The 20,030-nt window shown below is 68.1% G+C and carries 19 protein-coding genes; 11 read left to right on the plus strand and 8 right to left on the minus strand.

The genetic code is table 11. The annotated features are described in order from the left end of the window. The first annotated feature begins 78 nt into the window (after nt 1-78). Complete coding sequence (locus tag C1O66_RS18095) at nt 79-1,947, plus strand: S8 family serine peptidase (protein WP_102769169.1); 1,869 nt, start codon at nt 79-81, stop codon at nt 1,945-1,947. 198 nt (nt 1,948-2,145) lie between these two features. Beyond that, on the plus strand, nt 2,146-3,273 hold the full coding sequence (locus tag C1O66_RS18100) for an acyltransferase family protein (protein WP_102769170.1): 1,128 nt from the start codon (nt 2,146-2,148) through the stop codon (nt 3,271-3,273). Between the two features lie 8 nt (nt 3,274-3,281). Here C1O66_RS18100 and C1O66_RS18105 read toward each other — a convergent pair whose 3' ends face one another. The 3 genes from C1O66_RS18105 to C1O66_RS18115 all read right to left on the minus strand — a co-directional run bounded on the left by C1O66_RS18105 (nt 3,282) and on the right by C1O66_RS18115 (nt 4,883). Further along, nucleotides 3,282-3,830 carry a lipocalin family protein gene (locus C1O66_RS18105; RefSeq protein WP_102769171.1) on the minus strand — a complete coding sequence of 183 codons (549 nt, stop codon included), beginning with the start codon at nt 3,828-3,830 and terminating at the stop codon, nt 3,282-3,284. A gap of 60 nt (nt 3,831-3,890) precedes the next feature. Further along, nucleotides 3,891-4,085: a YgaP family membrane protein gene (locus C1O66_RS18110; RefSeq protein ID WP_102769172.1), complete on the minus strand. Its 195-nt coding sequence runs from the start codon at nt 4,083-4,085 to the stop codon at nt 3,891-3,893. Between the two features lie 93 nt (nt 4,086-4,178). After that, nucleotides 4,179-4,883 carry a helix-turn-helix transcriptional regulator gene (locus C1O66_RS18115; RefSeq protein WP_102769727.1) on the minus strand — a complete coding sequence of 235 codons (705 nt, stop codon included), beginning with the start codon at nt 4,881-4,883 and terminating at the stop codon, nt 4,179-4,181. Between the two features lie 156 nt (nt 4,884-5,039). Here C1O66_RS18115 and C1O66_RS18120 point away from each other — a divergent pair, with 156 nt between their 5' ends. The 6 genes from C1O66_RS18120 to C1O66_RS18145 all read left to right on the plus strand — a co-directional run bounded on the left by C1O66_RS18120 (nt 5,040) and on the right by C1O66_RS18145 (nt 11,456). After that, the gene (locus tag C1O66_RS18120) at nt 5,040-5,714 is read left to right on the plus strand and encodes a GNAT family N-acetyltransferase (protein WP_102769173.1); all 675 of its coding nucleotides are present in this window, start codon (nt 5,040-5,042) and stop codon (nt 5,712-5,714) included. 136 nt (nt 5,715-5,850) lie between these two features. Then, on the plus strand, nt 5,851-6,429 hold the full coding sequence (locus C1O66_RS18125) for a PEP-CTERM sorting domain-containing protein (protein WP_102769174.1): 579 nt from the start codon (nt 5,851-5,853) through the stop codon (nt 6,427-6,429). Between the two features lie 73 nt (nt 6,430-6,502). Then, entirely contained in the window at nt 6,503-8,719 is a 2,217-nt protein-coding gene (locus tag C1O66_RS18130; protein ID WP_102769175.1) for a phosphocholine-specific phospholipase C, read from the plus strand. Between the two features lie 44 nt (nt 8,720-8,763). Continuing rightward, nucleotides 8,764-9,450, plus strand: coding sequence for a PEP-CTERM sorting domain-containing protein (locus C1O66_RS18135; RefSeq protein ID WP_102769176.1), 687 nt, complete (start codon nt 8,764-8,766; stop codon nt 9,448-9,450). A gap of 133 nt (nt 9,451-9,583) precedes the next feature. Further along, a complete protein-coding gene (locus C1O66_RS18140; protein WP_102769728.1) occupies nt 9,584-10,417 on the plus strand; it encodes an urease accessory protein UreD in 834 nt (277 codons plus the stop codon). A 61-nt stretch (nt 10,418-10,478) separates the two neighbouring features. Further along, on the plus strand, nt 10,479-11,456 hold the full coding sequence (locus C1O66_RS18145; protein WP_102769177.1) for a hypothetical protein: 978 nt from the start codon (nt 10,479-10,481) through the stop codon (nt 11,454-11,456). A 19-nt stretch (nt 11,457-11,475) separates the two neighbouring features. Here the strand turns inward: C1O66_RS18145 and urtE are convergent, their stop codons facing one another. From urtE to urtA, 5 genes are all read right to left on the minus strand, one after another. Continuing rightward, a complete protein-coding gene (gene urtE / locus C1O66_RS18150) occupies nt 11,476-12,189 on the minus strand; it encodes an urea ABC transporter ATP-binding subunit UrtE (RefSeq protein ID WP_102769178.1) in 714 nt (237 codons plus the stop codon). 46 nt (nt 12,190-12,235) lie between these two features. After that, complete coding sequence (gene urtD, locus C1O66_RS18155; RefSeq protein WP_102769179.1) at nt 12,236-13,093, minus strand: urea ABC transporter ATP-binding protein UrtD; 858 nt, start codon at nt 13,091-13,093, stop codon at nt 12,236-12,238. Next, nucleotides 13,090-14,187, minus strand: a complete 1,098-nt coding sequence (gene urtC / locus C1O66_RS18160) for an urea ABC transporter permease subunit UrtC (RefSeq protein WP_102769180.1) — start codon at nt 14,185-14,187, stop codon at nt 13,090-13,092. Before urtC ends, urtD begins: the two co-directional genes overlap by 4 nt. Before the next feature lie 325 nt (nt 14,188-14,512). Then, entirely contained in the window at nt 14,513-16,141 is a 1,629-nt protein-coding gene (urtB, locus tag C1O66_RS18165) for an urea ABC transporter permease subunit UrtB (RefSeq protein ID WP_394341032.1), read from the minus strand. 75 nt (nt 16,142-16,216) lie between these two features. Then, entirely contained in the window at nt 16,217-17,509 is a 1,293-nt protein-coding gene (urtA, locus tag C1O66_RS18170) for an urea ABC transporter substrate-binding protein (RefSeq protein ID WP_102769181.1), read from the minus strand. A 213-nt stretch (nt 17,510-17,722) separates the two neighbouring features. Here urtA and C1O66_RS18175 point away from each other — a divergent pair, with 213 nt between their 5' ends. The 3 genes from C1O66_RS18175 (at nt 17,723) to C1O66_RS18185 (ending at nt 19,992) form a co-directional block, all read left to right on the plus strand. Further along, nucleotides 17,723-18,202, plus strand: a complete 480-nt coding sequence (locus C1O66_RS18175) for an SRPBCC family protein (RefSeq protein WP_102769182.1) — start codon at nt 17,723-17,725, stop codon at nt 18,200-18,202. A gap of 13 nt (nt 18,203-18,215) precedes the next feature. Then, entirely contained in the window at nt 18,216-18,497 is a 282-nt protein-coding gene (locus C1O66_RS18180; protein ID WP_102769183.1) for a hypothetical protein, read from the plus strand. Nucleotides 18,498-18,594: 97 nt separating this feature from the next. Further along, nucleotides 18,595-19,992: a diguanylate cyclase domain-containing protein gene (locus C1O66_RS18185; protein ID WP_165794673.1), complete on the plus strand. Its 1,398-nt coding sequence runs from the start codon at nt 18,595-18,597 to the stop codon at nt 19,990-19,992. Nucleotides 19,993-20,030 lie beyond the last annotated feature (38 nt).

A 20,030-nucleotide genomic window follows, 5' to 3' on the forward strand; every position in this document is an offset into this window, starting at 1 on the left:
TTGAGCTCCCGCGCCGCCGGGATTGGCCCCTATCGTGCAGCCATCGTTTACTTTTTGTCCTGCTGGACAGACCCAGACATGTTGCACGCCAAGACCCTGATTTCGCTGGCCGCCCTGAGCCTGCTGAGCCCCCTGGCCATGAGCGCCTCCGCGGCTAGCGCGGGCGTTGCTGCCGCGCCGGCCGAGGCTGCCAGCGCCGCCCGCCAGCCCATCACTCGGGCCGACCAGCTGCCGCGCCGCACCGTCACCCTGACCAAGCTGCCCAGCGAATACCTGAGCGCGCCGCTGAGCGAGTTGCTGGCCATGGGCGCGCAGCTGGAGGCCGAGGTCAAGTCCGATCTGGCCCGCTACGACATCCAGGACGCCTCGACCCTGCGCAGCTACTACAGCGCCCTGGCAAGCCTGGCCCAGCTGCGTGGCGACTGGGCGGCCGTGCCGGCCTGGACCGCCAAGTCGCGCGCCCTGCAGGAAAAGATCGGCGGTCAGCTCAGCGCCGGCTTGCTGACCGACTTGCTCTCGCAGCAGCGCCTGGAGAAGCGTGATGCCGCCTGGCTGCGCGCCGAGGTGGAAAAGCGTTACAGCGCGCTGCCCTGGGCCGATGTGCAGGAGAACGTCAAGTCCGGCAAGGGCGGGGCCGAGACCTACAACCCCGAGCTGGTGCTGGGTGCCTTCCGCAGCCAGATCGATGCCATGGCCACCAACGGCAAGATGGTGGTGCCGGACAGCATCGCCCTGGCCATCATCAGCAACCGTCTGCAAGCCGAGCTGTTCGCGCCCAACAAGGCCGCCATCGTGGCGGGCCTGCAGGCGGTGATCGATGCCAACACGAAGACGCAGGCGCGTGCCGACCTCTGGACGCCGCGCACCTTTGCCATCCCGGCCGAGGCGAAAGCCACGCCGGTGGTGGTGGCGGTCTGGGATTCAGGCGTGGACTTGGCCTTGTTCAAGCCGGCCGCGCCGCTGGCCGGCCTGGCTTTTGACGAGGACGCCAAGCCCAGCCGCGAGCTGCTGCGCCCTCTGGGTGAAGCGCAAAGCCGTTGGCCGCAGCTGCGCAGCCTGATCAAGGGCGCCATGGACCAGCGTGCGGCCCTGGACACGCCGGACTCGCGCCAGTTTCGCGCCACCATGTCCGGCCTCAAGGCCGAGCAGGTCAAGGGCTTCAGCGAGGACATGAGCCTGACCAGCCTCTACGTGCACGGCACCCATGTCGCCGGCATTGCCGTCGAGGGCAACCCCTTTGCCCGCGTGTTCGCCGCCACCCAGCTCTGGAGCGCCAAGCTGGAACCCAAGCTGCCCAACGAAGCGCAGGCCCGCGCCACGGCCTTGGCCTACGGCCAGATGGTCGAGAGCTTCAAGAAAGCCGGCGTTCGCGTGGTCAATATGAGCTGGCGCTACGGCCCCAGCGCCTACGAGGGCGCGCTGGCCTTCCACAACGCCGGCGGCACGCCCGAGGCGCGCAAGGCGGAAGCGAGCCGCCTGTTCAAGATCGAGCGCGACGCCCTGCGCGCGGCCATCGCCGGCGCACCGGAGATCCTGTTCGTGGCCGGTTCGGGCAATGAGGACAACAGCGCCGACTTCCAGGAGTACATCCCGGCTGGCTTTGAGCTGCCCAATCTGATCACCGCCGGCGCGGTGGACACGGCCGGCCAGGAGACCAGCTTCTCGACCTTCGGCAAGACCGTGGTCGTGCATGCCAACGGCTTTGAGGTCGACAGCTTTGTCCCCGGCGGCGCGCGCATGAAGCTCAGCGGCACCAGCATGGCCAGCCCCCAGGTGGCCAATCTGGCGGCCAAGCTGATCGCGCTCAAGCCCGCGCTCAAGGCGGTGGAGGTCAAGGCTCTGATCCTGCAAGGCGCCGAGCGCATGAAGGGCGCCGATGGCCAGCCGGGCCGTGTCAATCTGATCCACCCGCGCAAGAGCGCCGAGCTGGCTGGCATCCGCCTCTGAACGCTCAAGTCTGGCCGGCGTTTAGAATCTAGGGTTTTCTCGGATGTGTCCGCCCCACCTTGGGGCGGCCGGGCCCCGGGCTGGCACCGGGGCCTGCTGCATTGTGCGCAGGGCCTTGGCCTTGCTGGCCGGGCAGCCCCAAACCCTGGATCTGGAACGCAATCTGCGCCCGCGGCCACAAGCCTCGGGCGCTTGGCCATGAGCTCAAGCAAGACCCCTGTTGCCCGCCCCCCTGTCACTCGTCTCTTGCATGTCGACGGCCTGAAGGCCGCCGCCGCCCAGCTGATCGTGCTGCACCACCTGTCCGCCTACGGCCCGGTGGCGGAGGCTGTGGAAGAGCTCCTGCCCGCATTGATGGCCTGGGCCTACCAATACGGTCGCATGGCGGTGCAGGTGTTCCTGGTGCTGGGTGGCTTTCTGACGGCGCGCGCGCTGTCGTCGCAGGGCCAGTTGCTGGAGGGGGGCTGGTTCTCGCTGTTGGCGCGTCGCTACCAGCGCCTGGCTCTGCCCTTCATGGGCGCAGTGCTGCTGACCCTGGCCTGCTCGGCCCTGGTGGCGCGCTGGTTGCCCGAGCTGGTGCCGGCTCAGGTCGGCTGGGGCCAGTTGCTGGCCCATGCCGGGCTGGTGCACGGCGTGCTCGGCTATGAGGCGCTGACGGTCGGTGCCTGGTACGTGGCCATCGATCTGCAGCTGTTTGCGCTGCTGGCCGGCGTGCTCGCCTTCAGCCGCGGACTGGCTTTGCCGCGCGCCTGGCGGCGCTGGATCGGGCCGGGGCTGGTGGCCGTGCTGACGGCTGCATCCTTGCTGGTCTTCAACCGCGATTCCGCGTTGGACAACTGGGGCCTGTACTTCTTCGGCGCCTACGGCCTGGGGGCGCTGGTGCATTGGCTGGGCCTGCTGCCGCAGCGCCGTCTGGGGCTGATGCTCTTGGCTGCGCTGGGTCTGGCAGCCTTGCTGCTGGACTTCCGCGAGCGCATCGCGCTGGCCCTGGCCACCGCCCTGGTGCTGGCCTGGCAGCAGCGTCGTCACGAAGCTGGCTTGCCCTTGCTGCTGGCACCGCCGCGCTTGCAGCCCCTGCTGGCGCATCTGGGCACGCATTCCTATGCCCTGTTCCTGGTGCATTTCCCGATCTGCTTGCTGATCAACGCCTTGTTCGAGCGCCATGATCTGGGCGATGGCTGGCCAGGCCTGATGGCCATGCTAGCCGCCTGGGGCTTGAGCAATCTGGCCGCGGTCTCCTTCTACCGCTGGATCGAGCAACCGGCCGGCCGTCTGCGCCTCGGGGCCCTGCTGGCACGTCTGTGGCCGCGCACCTTGCGCGCCTGAAAGCTGCTTCAGTCCAGCGGCTGGGTCTGCGGCGTCCGTCGGAATGCGTTTTTGTCGTAGCCCAGGCTTTCGGCCTTGTCGAGCAAGGCCTGCAGCTTGGCCTCATCCATCTGCGGCGTCCGCGACAGGATCCAGCCGTATTTGCGGCTGGGCTCGCCGACCAGCACCTGCTGGTAGTCCGGGTCCAGGTCCAGCACCCAGTAGTTGCCGTAGAACGGCCAGAAGAAGGTGACGCGCAGCTTGGCATTGCCGCTGCCTTCAACCGTCTTGGCGTGGCCGGCAGTGCGCTCCACCTCGCCCGAGGCCTTGCGGCAGCGATTCACCACTTCCACGCGCTCGCCATCGAGGCGGTAGCGCGCTTGCGTGTCGGCCGCGCATTGCTTTTGAAAGCGATTGGGCAGCAGGGCGATTTCAAACCAGGCGCCGGCGTAGCGGGTCAGGTCGACCTGGGCCACGGTCTCCAGCGGCACGGCCGATTCGGCCGCGCGAGCGGGTGGCGCGACGGCGAGTGCACAGGCGGCCAGCAGGACGCTGGCCAGTTGGGGACGCAAGAGCATGGCGAGATCTTCAGGCAGCAAGAAGGCTGCAGCCTAGCCGGTCTGCCATAGTCCCGAGCGTCAGAGGTCTTTGCGCGCGCAGGTGTTCATGCCGATCAAGGGATAGGCCGGGCAAAAGCGGAACACACCGGTGAGCACGGGTACCACCCCGATCCAGCCCCAAACGCCCACCTGGCCGGTGGCGGCCAGTGCGATCAGGGTGAGGCCGCCCACAATGCGCAGGCCGCGGTCCAGAGTTCCAACATTGGCTTTCATGGGGATGTGCTCCTGAGAAGGGCGAAGCCGGACGATTCCGAGCTCGCGGACTCCCAGTCTGCGCCGGCAGCCCGGCACCCTCATTGATCCAGCTCAAGCCCGATCGGTCGAGGGGGTATCGCTTTGCTCGAAGGCGCGGCGCATATCGGCCAGGGTCTTGCCCGGCTCGTCGCGGAATCGTTCGTCCAGTACCTGCAGGCTCTGAATGCGGTCGACGCGGAAGTTGCGGAAATCGCCTCGCACCTCGCACCAGCCGGCCAGGGTCCAGCTGGGGCCCCAGAAGTAGCAGGCCAGGGGCCGCACGGTGCGTTGGCTGGCCGTGCCGGCCAGGTCCAGGTAATCGAGGCGCAGCTTGTGGCGGTTCTCGGTGGCTTCACGCAGGCGGGCCAGGCGTTCGCGCATGGCCTCGTCCAAGCCGGTCAGCGGCGCGAACACGGCCAGGCTCTCCGCCGCGGCGCGGGCTGGCGCCGGCAGCACGGCCAGGATTTTGGACATGGCCTCTTCCGCCTGGCGGGCCAGCACGCTGTCGAGCTGGCCCTGGGCCAGGCGCAGGGCGGCCACCAGGGCTTGGGCTTCGTCCTTGCTGAACATCAGCGGCGGCAGGTCGAAGCCGGCGCGCATGCGGTAGCCCACGCCGGCCTCGCCCTCGATGGGCACGCCCTGCTGCTGCAGGGCGGCGATGTCGCGGTAGACGGTGCGGGCCGAGACCTCCAGGCGCTGGCTCAGGAACTCGGCCGTGGACAGGCGGCGGCCACGGATCAGCTGGACGATTTGAAAGAGGCGGTCGGCGCGGCGCATGGCGGGCATTGTCGGCCAGGCCGGGGCGGGTGGAACGGGTGGACGGCGGCCGGGCCTCGGGCTTGGCATGGCGCTTGCGTACAAACCCTGCATCTCCTGAATCGACCTGCCCGCCGCCCGGCTGCGGTGCAGGTCTCCCCAAAAAGGCTTGCTGCCATGCCCCGTCTTGCCACCGCCCGCTCCGCCCTGCCAGTTCTTGGTGCCATGCCGCTGCGCATGGCTTTCGTGTCTGCCGCCCCGGCGGCGCGCGTTTCACCGGAGGCCCGACCCATGAACTTCCACAGCCTTGGTTCGTCCCAGATCTGGGTGGCGCGCGCCGGCGACCCGCCGCCGCGCTCGGCCATTCGCAGCCCGGCGGGCCAGTTGCAAGGCCTGAGCCTGCTGCGCGAAACCGTCGATCAGCCGCAGCTGCGGGCGCTGTTCGAACAGTTCGAGGCCGAGGCGCGACAGCTCAGCCCTGCCGGCCGTGCGGCCTGCGCCCCGGACCTGGCCTTGCTGCGCAGCCCGCAAGCACGCGTGCTGGCGCTGCGCGATGCGCAGGCGCGGGTGCTGGCCTGCGCGGCCTTGCTCTTGCACGACGAATGGGCCGAGCTGCAGCTGTTGATGGTGCAGCCCCGCTGGCGCGGCCGCGGCCTGGGCGAGATGCTCTTGCAAGCCCTGGAGCGCGAGGCCTTGCGTGCCGGCCAGCCCCTGCTGCGCCTGCAGGTGGGCGTGCGCCAGCGCTCGGCCCAGCGCCTGTTCGAGCGCCTGGGTTTTGCCCGCTGCGGGCCCTTCGGTGCGCACCGCGCCGAACCGTTTGCGCTGTTCATGGAAAAGCTGGCCGGCGACTGAGCCCGGGGCGCTGCGCGCGCTCCTCGCACGCGAATGGCAAAAGCCCCCTGCCATTCGGCCTAGGGACTGTCATCAGGTCTGCAAATCGCCTCACTAGATTGCGCGGCATCCGCTGTCGTTTTGTGAGGAATTCCCCATGTCCTGCTCCAAGTCCCTGCGCCGCGTTGCGCTCGCTGCTGCGCTGCTGTCCAGCCTGTCCTTTGCCGGCGGCGCCCATGCCGCGGTGTTGAATTTCGATGACCTGGCCGATGGTCTGGTGCCGCTCAACTATGGCGGCCTCGATTGGTCGCGTTTCGGCTGGACCGCCTTCTCCACCGCTGCCGAGCCCTACACCGCCCACTCGGGTGCCGGCCGCGTGGCCAGTGGCTTCCTGGCCGAAGACGCCGCCAGCCGGATCGGTTTCAGCCAGGCCGTGCGCTTTGACGGCGCCTGGTTCGCCGGCCAGAGCGGCGCGGTGCTGAGCTTCGAGCTCTTTTACCAAGGCCAGCGTGTCGCCAGCTCGCAAAGCCTTGACCCATCGGCCACCCCGAGCTTTCTGGCCAGCGGCTATGCCGGCCTGGTCGATGCCGTGCAGGTGAAGAGTCAGAACCACGGCGAGTTCGTCATGGACGACTTCAGCTTCACCGCCGCACCGGTGCCCGAGCCGCAGAGCTATGCGCTGCTGCTGGGCGGTTTGATCGGCATTGCCGCCGTCCTGCGCCGCCGCGCGGTTTGAGCCAAGCCCGGCTTGCCCCGGCCCGACTTCAGCGTCGGGTCGCCCCAGTTTTCTGATTCTCAGGACCTCCTCCATGACCACCCAAGACCGCCGCAGTTTCTTGCGCAGCGCCAGCGCCGCCGCTGCGCTGACCGCCTTCCCGCCCGCCATCCAACGCGCCTTGGCCATCCCGGCCAATGTCCGCAGCGGCACCATCCATGATGTCGAGCACATCGTCATCCTGACCCAGGAAAACCGCAGCTTCGACCACTACTTCGGCACGCTGAACGGCGTGCGCGGTTTTGCCGATCCCTTCCCGGTGCCTGTGGTCGACAAGACCGGCATCAACGGCAAGAGCGTCTGGATGCAGCCCAATGCCGTGACGGCCACGCCCGGCCGCCCGCCGGTCAACCCGGTGGCGCTGGCGCCCTTCCACCTGAACACGCAGCAGACCTTTGCGCACATGCGCGTGTCGGGCACGCCCCACTCCTGGCCCGATGCCCAGGCTGGTTGGGACCAAGGCCGCATGAACGCCTGGCCCAAGGCCAAGCAGAACCACTCGATGGGCTATTTCAAGCGGGCCGATCTGCCCTTCCAGTTCGCGATGGCCACCGCCTTCACGATCTGCGACCACTACCACTGCTCCAGCCAGACCGGCACCAACACCAACCGCCTGTTCCTCTGGACCGGCACCAACGATCCGCTGCGCAAGGGCAACGGCCCGTCCACCGACAACAGCCACGATTGGTTCAAGCCTGATCCGGCCGATGACTACACCTGGACCACCTACCCCGAGCGCCTGCAGGATGCCGGCATCAGCTGGCAGGTCTACCAGAACATGGCGGACAACTTCACCGACAACGCCCTGGCCGGTTTCCGCCCCTTCCGTGATGCCTGGTACGGCCGCCCCGGCTACTCGCAGCAGCTGAAGGACCGCGGCATCAGCACGCGCGATCTGGACAAGCTGCGCGAAGACGTGCTGGCCGACAAGCTTCCGCAGGTCAGCTGGATCGTGGCCACGGCCGAAGGCTCCGAGCACCCCGGCCCGTCCAGCCCGGCCCAGGGCGCCGACTACACCGCCAAGGTGCTGGAAGCACTGACCGCCAATCCAGACGTCTGGAGCAAGACGGTTCTGTTCATCAACTTCGACGAGAACGACGGCTTCTTCGACCACATGCCGCCGCCGGCCGCCCCCAGCTACATCACTTGGGACGCCGACCCGGCCAAGGCCGACCTGGCCGGTGACTCCACCGTGGACACCACGGGCGAGTACCACCACATCCTCAACGGCACGGCGGCCACCCACCAGCACAAGCCCTACGGCTTTGGCCCGCGCGTGCCCATGTACGTGATCTCGCCCTGGAGCAAGGGCGGCTGGGTCAACTCCGAAGTGGCCGATCACACCTCGGTGATCCGTTTCATCGAGAAGCGCTTCGGTGTGATGGAGCCCAATATCAGCGCCTGGCGCCGTGCCGTGGCCGGTGATTTGACGTCGGCTTTCAACTTCCGCGACCCGGAAGACAGCGCCTTCTTCGCCCAACTGCCCAAGACCCTGGAGCTGGCCAACCGTGCCCGCGCCCTGCCGGGCACCACCACGCCGCCCACGCCGACCACGCTGAACGTGCCGGTGCAGGAAGCCGGCCCGCGCCCGGCCCGTGCCTTGCCGTATGAGCTGCACACCACGGCTGCGGTCAAGGTCAGCGCCGGCCGCGTCGGTGCCGCCCGCATCGAGCTGCAGTTTGCCCACACCGGCAACGGCCTGGGCGACACCAGCGGCCCGGCCGCCGTCTTCCATGTCTACGACCGCCTGAACCTGGCCGCCCTGCCGCGCCGCTACACCGTGGAAGCCGGCAAGCAGCTGACCGGCAGCTGGCAGCCGGCCGCCAACGGCGCCTACGACCTCTGGGTCCTGGGCCCCAACGGCTACCACCGCCACTTCACCGGCAATGCCCGCCGCGTGGCCGCGGCCGCCCAGCCCAACCCCGAGGTGCGCGTGACGCCGGACGTGGCCAATGGCGAACTGCAGATCGAGCTGAGCAACAACGGCAGCTTTGCCTGCACCTTCATCCTCTCGGCCAACAAGTACTACAGCGTGGCGCCGCAGCAGATCCACCTGGCCGCCAAGACCCGCACCACCCTGCGTCTGCCGCTGCGCGAAAGCGCCTACTGGTACGACTTCAGCGTGCGTGTGGCCGGCCAGGGCGACTACAGCCGCCGCTTTGCCGGCCATATGGAAACCGGCGAGGCCTCGATCAGCGATCCGGCCATGTCCGGCCCGGCCCTGCTGGACCAGTACCGCCTCGGCGCCTGATCCATCCGCTCTCTTTATTTGAAACCTCAAGCATTTCTCAAATCATGAACCACAAGCTCATCACCCGCGGCGTTCTGGCGCTTTCCCTGTTCGCTGCTGGCTTCGGCGCCCACGCCGCCACCCTGGGCCAGAACCTGATCGTCAACGGCAACGCCGAAGGCGGCGTCGCCGGTTGGACCGCCTTTGCCGGAGTGGACCTGTTCCAGTCGGTCGCCTACGGCAGCAACTGGGTTTTGCCCAGCCAGCCGGGCCCGGTCGACCGTGGCAGCTTCTTGTTTGCCGGTCAATCCTCGCCGGCCTCGGCGGGTTTCCAGCTGTTTGACGTCAGCAATCTGAGCAGCCTGATCGCCACCGGCGGCGCCAGTTTCAAGCTCGACGGCTACCTGGGCGGCTGGACCAGCCAAGGCGACAACGCCCTGGTTTACGTGTCCTTCCTGGATGGCAGCAATACCGAAATCGGCTCCGCCACCCTGGGCCCGGTCACCCCGGCCGACCGCGGCAACCAGACCGGTCTGCTCTACCGCCAGACCCAGGGCTTCCTGCCCGTGGGCACGACGACGATCAACCTGAGCCTGTCCATGGAACGCCTGAACTCCAGCGACAACGACGGCTACGCCGACAACCTGTCCTTTGTCATCAACACCGCCCCGGTGCCCGAGCCGGAAACCTATGCCCTGATGGCCCTGGGTCTGGGCCTGCTGGCCGTGGTGCGCCGCCGCCAGCGCGGCTGATCTTCGGATCGACTCTGGCCCGCTTCTTGCGAGCCACACGGGGATGCAGCGCATCCCCGTTTTTCCATCGAATCCGGCCTTCTTCATGCCCCAGCCCGAGCGCGGCGAGGCCTTGCCCTGCACGCCCGACAGCCTGGGCTGGCGAGCCCGGCTGGCGCTGGACTACCGGCTGGAGGGCGGCCGTTGCCTGCTGCGGCATCGCCACGAGGGGCCGCTGCGGGTGCTGAAAAGCCTCTACCCCGAGGGCGAGGCGATCTGTCACAACGTGCTGGTCCATCCGCCCAGCGGCCTGGTTGCGGGCGACCGCTTGGAGATCGAACTGAGCGTGGGCGAGGGCGCCCATGCCTTGCTGAGCACGCCTGGCGCCACCCGCTTCTACCGCAGCAGCACCGGCGCCCTGGCCACCCAAAGTCTGCAGGCCCGTCTGGCCCCCGGCGCGCGGCTGGAATGGCTGCCGCTGGAAGCCCTGGCCTACCCGGGCTGCCGGGCGCTCAACGAGGCCCGCTTTGAGCTGGCGCCGGGCGCCGAGCTGATGGCCTGGGACCTCACGGCCCTGGGCCTGCCCAAGGCCGGCCAGCCCTTCGCGGAAGGACAGTTCCAGCAGCATCTGGAGATCCCGGGTGTCTGGCTGGAGCGTGGTCTGATCGATGGCAGCGATGCCTTGCTGATGGATGGCTCCCTGGGCCTGGCCGGGCGGCGCTGCCTGGCCAGCCTGGTGTTCGCGGGCGGCGAGGCGCTGTCGCGTGAGCGGCGCGAGCGGGCGCTGGAGGCCGTGCGTGCCTGCATCGAGGCTCACCCGCTGCGCGATACCGCCGGCGTGACGGCGGCACAGGAGCGCCTGCTGGTGCTGCGCGTGCTGGCGCCCCTGGTCGAGCCGGCGTTCGAGCTGCTGCGGCAGTGCCGGGCCGCCTGGCGGCGCGAGCTCTGGGGTTTGGACGAGGCTTCGCCGCGGCTTTGGGCGATGTGAGAACCGCCCTGCTGGCCTCGGGTATGCTGGCTCCAGCAGATGGCGGGGGCGGGTACGGCACGTGGACCAGAGCAAGAAGACGTGGCAAGACAGCGACGGGCGGCAGCGGGTCGGGGCACGCGCCCGGGCCAGTGCCCGCGGGCTCGCGCTGGCTCTGTCGCTGGCGCTGTTCGGAGCGCCCGCCGCGCGGGCGCAGGCGCCGCAGGCCGCGGCCTCCTCCGGCCCGGTGATCGAGAAAGAGACCTTGCAATGGGTCATGGTGCATTCGCCGCCCACGGCCATTCTGCAAGGCCTGGGCCAGGGCCGGGGCTTTGTCGACAAGGCCTTGCTGCTGTTCCAGGCCGGCCTGCCCGAGCTGCAGCACCAGGTGCTGGACGCCAACTATGCCCGCGCCGCCGTGGAGCTGCGCAACAAGCCCAATGTCTGCGTGGCCGCCTTTTTGCGACTGCCCGAACGCGAGGCCTTTGTGCATTTCAGCGAGCCCTATCTGACCGCCTTGCCCTACCAGCTGGTCACCTTGCAGCGCGAGCGGCCCGGCCGCCTGCCCTTGCTGCCCGATGGCCAGGGCCGGGTCGATCTGGCCGAGCTGCTGCAAGCGGTGCCGCCGGGCCATCTGCCGCAAGAGGGCTGGCGGGTCGGTGTGGCCGGTGGGCGCTCGTTGGGGCAGCGCTACGACCAGATGATCAAGAACCTGCCGGTCGGCGCTCGGCTGAGCGTGCGCCATGGCAACCCGAGTGTGTCGGGCCTGCTGCGCATGCTGCTGGACGACAAGGTCGACGCCATCATTGCCTTTCCCACCGAGCTCAGCTTTGCCGCCCGCGAGCTGGGCCTGCCCACCCAGGAGCTGCGCCTGTTGCCGCTGCGCGGCGCGGACGCGGCCACCACCGTGCATGTCGGTTGCTCGCGCTCGGCCTTGGGGGCGCGGGCGGTCGAAGGCATCAATGCGGTGATCCGCAAGCAGGGGCCGCGCCTCGAGAGCTTTTACCGCGAGTGGTTGCCGACGACCTCGCGCGCCAATGCGCCTGGTCCGCGGCCCTGAGCCGCTTTGCGGGTTTCACTCAAATCGAGACCAGCTGGCGCACGCCACGGCTGACCATCTCTGAGCGGCTGCCGGCCGAGATGACGGCGCCGCGCTCCAGCACCAGGTAGTCGTCGGCCAATTCCTCGGCGAAGTCGTAGTACTGCTCGCATAGCAGCACGGCCATGGGCTGGCCGCCATTGGCCGCCAGGCCGCGCTCGGCCAGGCGGCGGATGACGCGACCGATGTCCTGGATGATGTTGGGCTGGATGCCTTCGGTGGGTTCGTCTAGGATCAGCAGGCGCGGCCCGGCCGCCAGCGCGCGGGCGATGGCCAGCTGTTGCTGCTGGCCACCCGAGAGATCGCCACCGCGCCGCTGCAGCATCTGCTGCAGCACCGGGAAGAGCTCGAACAGCTCGGGCGGAATGGGGGTGCCGGCCGGCCGCGTGGCCAGGCCCAGGGCCAGGTTCTCGGCCACGGTCAAGCGGCCGAAGATCTCGCGCCCTTGCGGCACATAGCCGATGCCGGCGCGGGCGCGCTCGAAGGGCTTGGCGCGCGTGATGTCCTGGCCTTGCAGCCGGACCTCGCCGCTTTTCACCGGCACCAGGCCCATCAGCGACTTGAGCAAGGTGGTCTTGCCGACGCCGTTGCGGCCCAGCAGCACGGTGATGCGGCCGGGCTGCACGCGCAGCGAGACATCGCGCAGGATGTGCGAGCCGCCGTAGTACTGCTGGAGGTTCTGGGCGATCAGCATGGCAGGCAGGAGGAGGAAGGGTTGATGGATCGTGTGTGCATGCCGCTCAACGTCCGAGGTAGACCTCGATCACGCGCTCGTCGGCCTGCACCTGGGACAGCGGGCCCTGGGCCAGCACGCGGCCTTCGCAGAGCACGGTGACGGTGCCGCCCAGGCGGGCGATGAAGCCCATGTCATGCTCGACCACGATCAGGCTGTGCCGACCCTTCAGCTGCAGAAAGAGCTCGGCCGTGCGCTCGGTTTCCTGGTCGGTCATGCCGGCCACAGGCTCGTCGAGCAGCAGCAGTTTCGGCTCCTGGATCAAGAGCATGCCGATCTCCAGCCACTGCTTCTGGCCGTGGCTGAGCAGGCCGGCCGGGCGCTGCGCCTCGGCCTGCAGCTGGATCAGCTCCAGCACCTCGGCCAGGCGATCACGCTGCGCGCCGCTGAGCCGGTGCCACAGCGCCGCCGCCACGCCGCGCGGGCCTTGCAGGGCCAGCTCCAGGTTCTCGAACACGCTCAGCGCCTCGAACACCGTGGGCTTCTGGAACTTGCGGCACAAGCCCATGGAGGCGATCTCGGCCTCGCTGTGGCGCAGCAGGTCGATGGTGCCGCCGAAGAAGACCTCGCCGCGGTCGGGCCGGGTCTTGCCGGTGATGATGTCCATCATCGTGGTCTTGCCCGCGCCATTGGGGCCGATGATGCAGCGCAGCTCGCCCGGCGCGATGTCCAGGGACAGGCCGTTGATGGCCTTGAAGCCGTCGAAAGCGACGTGCACGTCTTCGAGGTAGAGGATGCGGCCGTGGGTCAGGTCCAGCTCGCCGGCGCGGTGCGGGCGGGCGTAGCCGGGGCTGCGGTCGCCGCCATGTTTGCCTTGCTGTTCGGCCAGACGTTCCTGGCCTTGTTCGAGCAGATCGGGGCTCATGCCTGGCCTGCCTTTCGCAACGAGCTGAATCGGGAGACCAGTCCGGCCAAGCCCTGCGGCAGGAAGAGGGTGACGGCAATGAAGAGCGCGCCGAGGAAGTAGAGCCAGAACTCGGGCGCGCTGACCGTGAGCCAGCTCTTGGCACCGTTGACCGCAAAGGCGCCGGCGATCGGCCCCAGCAGGCTGCCGCGCCCGCCGACCGCGGCCCAGACCGCGATCTCGATGGAGTTGGCCACGCTCATCTCGCTCGGGTTGATGATGCCGACCTGCGGCACATAGAGCGCGCCGGCCAGGCCGCACATCATGGCCGAGACGGTCCAGATGCAGAGCTTGTAGGGCAGGGGTGAGTAGCCGCAGAACATCAGCCGAGATTCGGCGTCACGCACGGCCTGCAGCACGCGGCCGAACTTGGATCGCGTCAGCCAGCGCGCCAGCAGATAGCAGCCCACCAGGGCCAGGCCACTGAGCACGAACAAGACCATGCGGGTCTGCGCCGTGTGGATGGGCTGGCCGAGGATGCGCTTGAAATCGGTGAAGCCGTTGTTGCCGCCGAGACCCGTCTCATTCCGGAAGAACAGCAGCATGGCCGCGTAGGTCAGGGCCTGGGTGATGATGGAGAAGTACACGCCCTTGATGCGCGAACGGAAGGCGAAGTAGCCGAACACAAAGGCCAGGCCGCCCGGCACGGCCAGCACCAGCACCAGGGTGGCGAGAAAGCTGTCGCTGAGCTGCCAATGCCAGGGCAGCGTCTTCCAGTCGAGGAAGACCATGAAGTCGGGCAGGGTGCTTTGGTACTGGCCTTCGCGACCGATCTGGCGCATCAGATGCATGCCCATCACATAGCCGCCGAGCGCGAAGAACAGGCCATGGCCCAGCGACAGGATGCCGGCAAAGCCCCAGATCAGATCCATGGCCAGGGCGCAGATGGCGTAGCACATGAACTTGCCCAGCAAGGCCACGCCGTAGTCGCTCAGATGCAAGACCTGACCCTCGGGCACCCACAGATTCAGCACCGGCGCCAGCACGCAGATCAGCAGCAGGGCGCAGGCGACGAGCAGCCAGGCGCGGGGGCTGAGGAAGGATTGGGGCTTCATGGTTTGCAGGGGGATGTTGGTGTTGGGTTATGAGTGGTCAGGGTGGCTGGGCGCTCTGTTGCGCTCATGTCCTCCGGCCCGGGCTGCGCCCGTGCCTCCCCCTTGACTTCGCTCCACAGAGCACCCAGCCACCCTTCCTTTCGGGCAGACCCCCACCCATGCATCGCGAGCGCCCATCGTTGGCTGGAAGCGGGCTTCGGCCGAGTGTCGAAGCGAAAGAGACTGGCATCAGGAGGAGGGCGGGGCGCAGCCCCGCCCGGGGGACATGAGCGGAGGCACTCGGCCGGAGTTCGCTTCCTTCACACAGGCTGGAAGACCTCAACATTCAGGCCTCCACCACCCGCCCCTTCATCGCGAAGATGCCCTGCGGCCGCTTCTGGATGAAGACGATGATGAACACCAGCACGGCGATCTTGGCCAGCACCGCGCCGACCATGCCTTCCAGCAGCTTGTTGCCCAGGCCCAGGCCGAGGGCGGCGTAGACCGTGCCGGCCAGTTGGCCGACGCCGCCCAGCACCACCACCATGAAGGCGTCGACGATATAGCTCTGGCCCAGGTCGGGGCCGACATTGCCGATCTGGCTCAGCGCGCAGCCGGCCAGGCCGGCAATGCCCGAACCCAGGGCGAAGGCGTAGGTGTCGGTGCGGGCGGTGTTGACGCCCATGCAGGAGGCCATGGCGCGGTTCTGCGTCACGCCGCGCACGAACAAGCCCAGGCGGGTGCGTCGCAGCAGCAGGCTCATGCCGGCCAGCACCGCCAGGGCGAAGCCCATGATCAGCAGCCGATTCCAGGGCAGGGACAGCGAGGGCAGCAGCTGCAGGCCGCCGCTCATCCAGGCCGGGTTTTCGACGCTGACGTTCTGCGCGCCGAAGAGGCTGCGCACCGCCTGCATCAGCACCAGGCTGATGCCCCAGGTGGCCAGCAAGGTTTCCAGTGGCCGGCCATAGAGCCAGCGCAGCACCAGGCGCTCCATCAGCGCGCCGACGGCCGCCGCGGCCAGAAAGGCGGCCGGCAGGGCGGCCAGCAAGTAATAGTCAAACGCAGCGGCAGGCAGCCAATGGCGGAAGGCCAGCTGCACCAGATAGGTGGCGTAAGCGCCCATCATCATCAGCTCGCCATGGGCCATATTGATCACGCCCATCAGCCCGTAGGTGATGGCCAGGCCCAGGGCCACCAGCAGCAGGATGCTGCCCAGGCTCAGGCCGGTGAACAGCTCGCCCAGGCGCTCGCCCCAGGCCAGGCTGGATTCCAGCTTGCGCAGCGAGGCGGCCAGCGCGCTTTTGACATTGGGGTCGGTCTCTTCGGCCAGGCGCTGGTTGATCAGCAGCTGGGTGGCGGGCCGGTTTGAGCGGCCCAGCTCGCGCGCAGCTTGCAGACGCAGGCTCGGGTCGCTGCTGCCGGCCAAGGCGGCGGCGCGCGCCAGGCTCAGTTCGGCCAACACGTCTTCATCGCTCTCGCGGGCCAGCGCGCGGTCCAGCAAGGGCAGCTGCTGCTCGCTGGCATTCTGTTGCAGGGCCTGAGCGGCGGCCAGGCGTTCGGCAGGCTTGGCGCTGAACAATTGCAGCGCGGCCAGGGCTTGATCCAACTCGCCGCGCAGGCGGTTGTTGATCATCACCTCGGCCAGGTCTTGCGGCACCGGGTTGAGCGGGGCGCCGCTCAGGGCGTCCTCAGCGCTGCCATCGGCGTGCAGGATCAGCAGGCGCGTGCCGCTGGTCTTCAGTTGCTCGGCGGCCAGGGCCTGGATGAAGGCCTGCAGGCGTGGGTCGGGTGCTTGCGCGGCGGCGAGCAAGGCGGCATGCAGCGCGGCGATGCGGGCCTCGCTGTCTTCGTCGCTGGCCATGGTGCGCGCCTGCGCCAGCGTCAGCGCCTGCGCGGGCGGTGTCGGTAGCAGCATCAGCAAGCCCAGCAGCAGCGCGCTCAGCAGGGAGGCCGCGCGGTGCACGAGTGTGGCCATGAGGGCTCCGCGGTTCAAAAAGGAAGGCTGCCGACCACGGGCCTCGCGGCCCATTGGGTCAGCTCAATAGAAAAGTTACTTCTTCACCGGCTCATCGGGCTTCTTGTCGTTGCCTTCGATGTAGGGGCTCCAGGGCTTGGCCTTGACCGGGGCCGGGGTCTTCCAGACCACGCCGAACTGGCCGTCCGCCTTGATCTCGCCGATGAACACCGACTTGTGCAGGTGGTGGTTCTTCTCGTCCATCTTGGAGGTGATGCCCGAGGGCGCGGTGAAGGTCTGGCCGGCCATGGCGGCGATGACCTTGTCCACGTCCGTGCTCTTGGCCTTCTCGACCGCCTGCTTCCACATATGGATGCCGATGTAGGTGGCCTCCATCGGGTCATTGGTCAGCGGCTTGTCCATATGGCCGGGCAGCTTCTTGGCCTTGGCGTAGGCGCTCCACTTCTGGATGAAAGCGGTGTTGGCCGGGTTCTTGATGGACATGAAGTAGTTCCAGGCGGCCAGGTGGCCGACCAGGGGCTTGGTGTCCACGCCGCGCAGCTCTTCCTCGCCGACCGAGAAGGCGACCACGGGCACATCCTTGGCCTTCAGGCCGGCATTGCCCAGCTCTTTGTAGAAGGGCACGTTGGAGTCGCCGTTGATGGTGGAAACCACGGCGGTCTTGCCGCCGGCCGAGAATTTCTTGATGTCGGCAACGATGGTCTGGTAGTCGCTGTGGCCAAAAGGCGTGTACTTCTCGTCGATGTCCGTGTCCTTCACGCCCTTGCTCTTGAGGTAGGCGCGCAGGATCTTGTTGGTGGTGCGCGGGTAGACGTAGTCGGTGCCCAAAAGCACCCAACGCTTGGCGCCGCCGCCGTCCTTGCTCATCAGATAGTCCACCGCGGGGATGGCCTGCTGGTTGGGCGCGGCGCCGGTGTAGAACACGTTTTTGCTCAGCTCTTCACCCTCGTACTGCACCGGGTAGAACAGCAGGCCGTTGAGCTCCTCGACCACCGGCAGCACCGATTTGCGCGAGACCGAGGTCCAGCAGCCGAAGATCACGGCGACCTTGTCCTGCGTGAGCAGCTGTTTGGTCTTCTCGGCGAACAGCGGCCAGTTGGAGGCCGGGTCCACGACCACGGGCTCCAGCTTCTTGCCGAGCACGCCGCCCTTGGCATTGATCTCGTCGATGGCCATCAGCACCGTGTCCTTGAGCACGGTTTCCGAGATGGCCATGGTGCCGGACAGGCTGTGCAGCACGCCGACCTTGATGGTGTCGGCCGCCTGGGCCGACAGGCTGGTGACGCTGAGGCCGGCCAGCGCGCTGACGACGGCCAGGGCTTTCAGCGAGAAGACGCGGCGGCTGGGGGTCTGGGACGGGACGGGCATGGCGGGGCTCCTAAGGATTCCGGGTTGGTGGGAAGCTGCGGTCTGACGAAGCCAATGTAGGCAGCCGGCTCGCGCTGGCATATACGGCGGATGGCGTACAGGGCTGGCCATGCCGCAGGAAAGTCGCCGCCGGTTTGCCGCGGGCGGCCGGGGTGGTCACAATCGCCTGCAGCCTTCCCACCACACCCACACTTGGCCGATCGGAACCCCGCCATGAGCTCCATGCCCCATCTCGACCTGGTCCTGCAACGCGTCATTCCGACCCCGGTCGCCCAGGTCTGGCGCTGCTGGACCGAGCCGGCGCTGCTGATGCAGTGGTTCTGCCCCAAGCCCTGGCAGACGGTCGAATGCGAGATCGATCTGCGCCCGGGCGGCATCTTCCGCACCGTCATGCAGTCGCCCTCCGGTGATCAGCACCCCAATGAGGGCTGCTATCTGGAGCTGGTGCCGAACGAGCGCCTGGTCTGGACCGGCGCGCTCAAGGCCGGCTTCCGCCCAGCCGACGCGGCCGCCCATCCCTTCGTCTTCACCGCCGTCATCAGCCTGGCGCCGCATGCCGATGGGGGCACGCTCTACACCGCCACGGTCATGCACAGCGATGAGTCCGGCCGCCAGACCCACGAGGCCATGGGCTTCCATCAGGGCTGGGGTGCGGCGCTGGATCAGCTGGTGGCCGTGGCCGCTGGCTTGTGAGGGGACTCACCCCATGGCCACCGATCCCAAACCCCGCCCGCCCGAACGCCTGAGCCTGACGGGCTCGCAGACCCTGAGCGTCGATCAGGACCTGACCGTCACCGTCGGGCGCAAGCTGCGCATCGAGGCGGCCGATTCTCTGGAGCTGGTGGTTGGCAAGACCCGCCTGCTGCTGAAGAAAGACGGCAGCATCCTGATCCAGGGCGGCCGTGTGCAGATTGAGGCCAGCGGCACGGTCGATGTCAAGGCGGGCACGGATGTGAAGCTGCGCGGCTCCAAGATCACGCAGAACTGAGGCCTGGCGCTGGGCTCCTGTCTGTCCCGCACCGGGGTCTCAGCAGCCGGGGCTGGCCTCGCTTAATATGGCGCCGACCCCCCGCCTGGAGCCTCTCATGTCTTACCCCGTGCCTGCTCAGGAAGCCGAACGCTTGAAGGCCTTGCAGGCATTGGAATTGATGGACAGCGGCCGTGATCCGGCCTTCGATGATCTGGTGCAGCTGGCGGCCGAATGGTGCGGCGTGCCGGTGGCCGCCATCAGCCTGATCGATGCCGACCGGCAGTGGTTCAAAGCCTGTTGCGGCCTCGATATCCGCGAGACGCCGCGCGAGGAATCCTTCTGCACCCATGCCATCGTGCATCCACATGAGTTGCTGCAGGTGCGTGATGCCCGGCTGGACCCGCGCTTTGCCGACAACCCGCTGGTGACGGGGGCACCCCATGTGCGGTTTTATGCCGGTGCGCCTCTGCTGACGACCGAGGGCCATGCCCTGGGCGCGCTCTGCGTCATCGACAGCCAGCCGCGGGAGCTGACGGCCTCGCAAGTCCATGCGCTGGAGGTGCTGGCGCGCCAGGTGGGCCTCTTGATCGAGCTGCGCAGCAAGCGCGCCCGGCTGGAGCAGCAGGAGCGCACCCTGCGCACCAGCGAGGCGCGGCTGCGCGGCGTCACCGACAACGTGCCGGCCGTGATTGCCTACGTCGACGCACAGCAGCGGGTCCAGTTCTGCAATCGCAAGCTGATCGATTGGTGCGGGCGCCCCGAATCCGAGGTTCTGGGCCAGACCCTGCAGGCGGTGCTGGGCGATGCGGAGTACGCCCGCCACCGCGAGCATGTGGAGGCGGCCTTGCAGGGCCAGCGCCGCGATTTCGGGCTCTGGGCACTGGACCCGGAGGACGGGCGTTTTTTCCAGTTCAGCCATGTGCCCGATTGCCTGGATGGCAGCGGCCCGGTGCAGGGTTTTTTCGTCCTGGCCAGTGATCTGACGGCGATGAAGCAGCTGCAGCTGCAGCTGGCCGAGGAGGCACGCTTCGACGCCCTGACCGGCCTGCCCAACCGCCGCCATTTTCACGAGCAGCTGGATCAGGGCCTGCTGCGCGCCCAGCGCCACGGCACCCAGCTGGCCCTGGGTTTCCTGGATCTCGATGGCTTCAAGCAGATCAACGACCGCCACGGCCACGCCATCGGCGACGAGGTGCTGCAGGAGTTCGGCCGGCGCCTGCGCCAGAGTCTGCGTCAGACCGATTTCGTCGCCCGCCTGGCCGGCGATGAGTTCACCGTGCTGCTCGAAGACGTGCAGCAGGCCCACGAGCTGGAGCCTCTGGCGAGCAAGATCCTCGCCCACATCCGCCAGCCCTTTGTGCTCAGCAACGGTCTGAGCCTGGCCGTACGCACCAGCCTGGGCCTGGCCCTGGCCGGTTCAGGCGAGAGCGCGGCGGCGCTGATCGAGCGGGCCGATGCCGCCATGTACCGCGCCAAATCGCAGGGGCGCGACAACTTCGTGCTGGAGCTCTGAGCGTGCGTCGCCTTGGCGTGCGACGCTCAGCGTTCAGC

This window comes from Paucibacter aquatile (assembly GCF_002885975.1).
Lineage (GTDB): Bacteria > Pseudomonadota > Gammaproteobacteria > Burkholderiales > Burkholderiaceae_C > Paucibacter_A > Paucibacter_A aquatilis.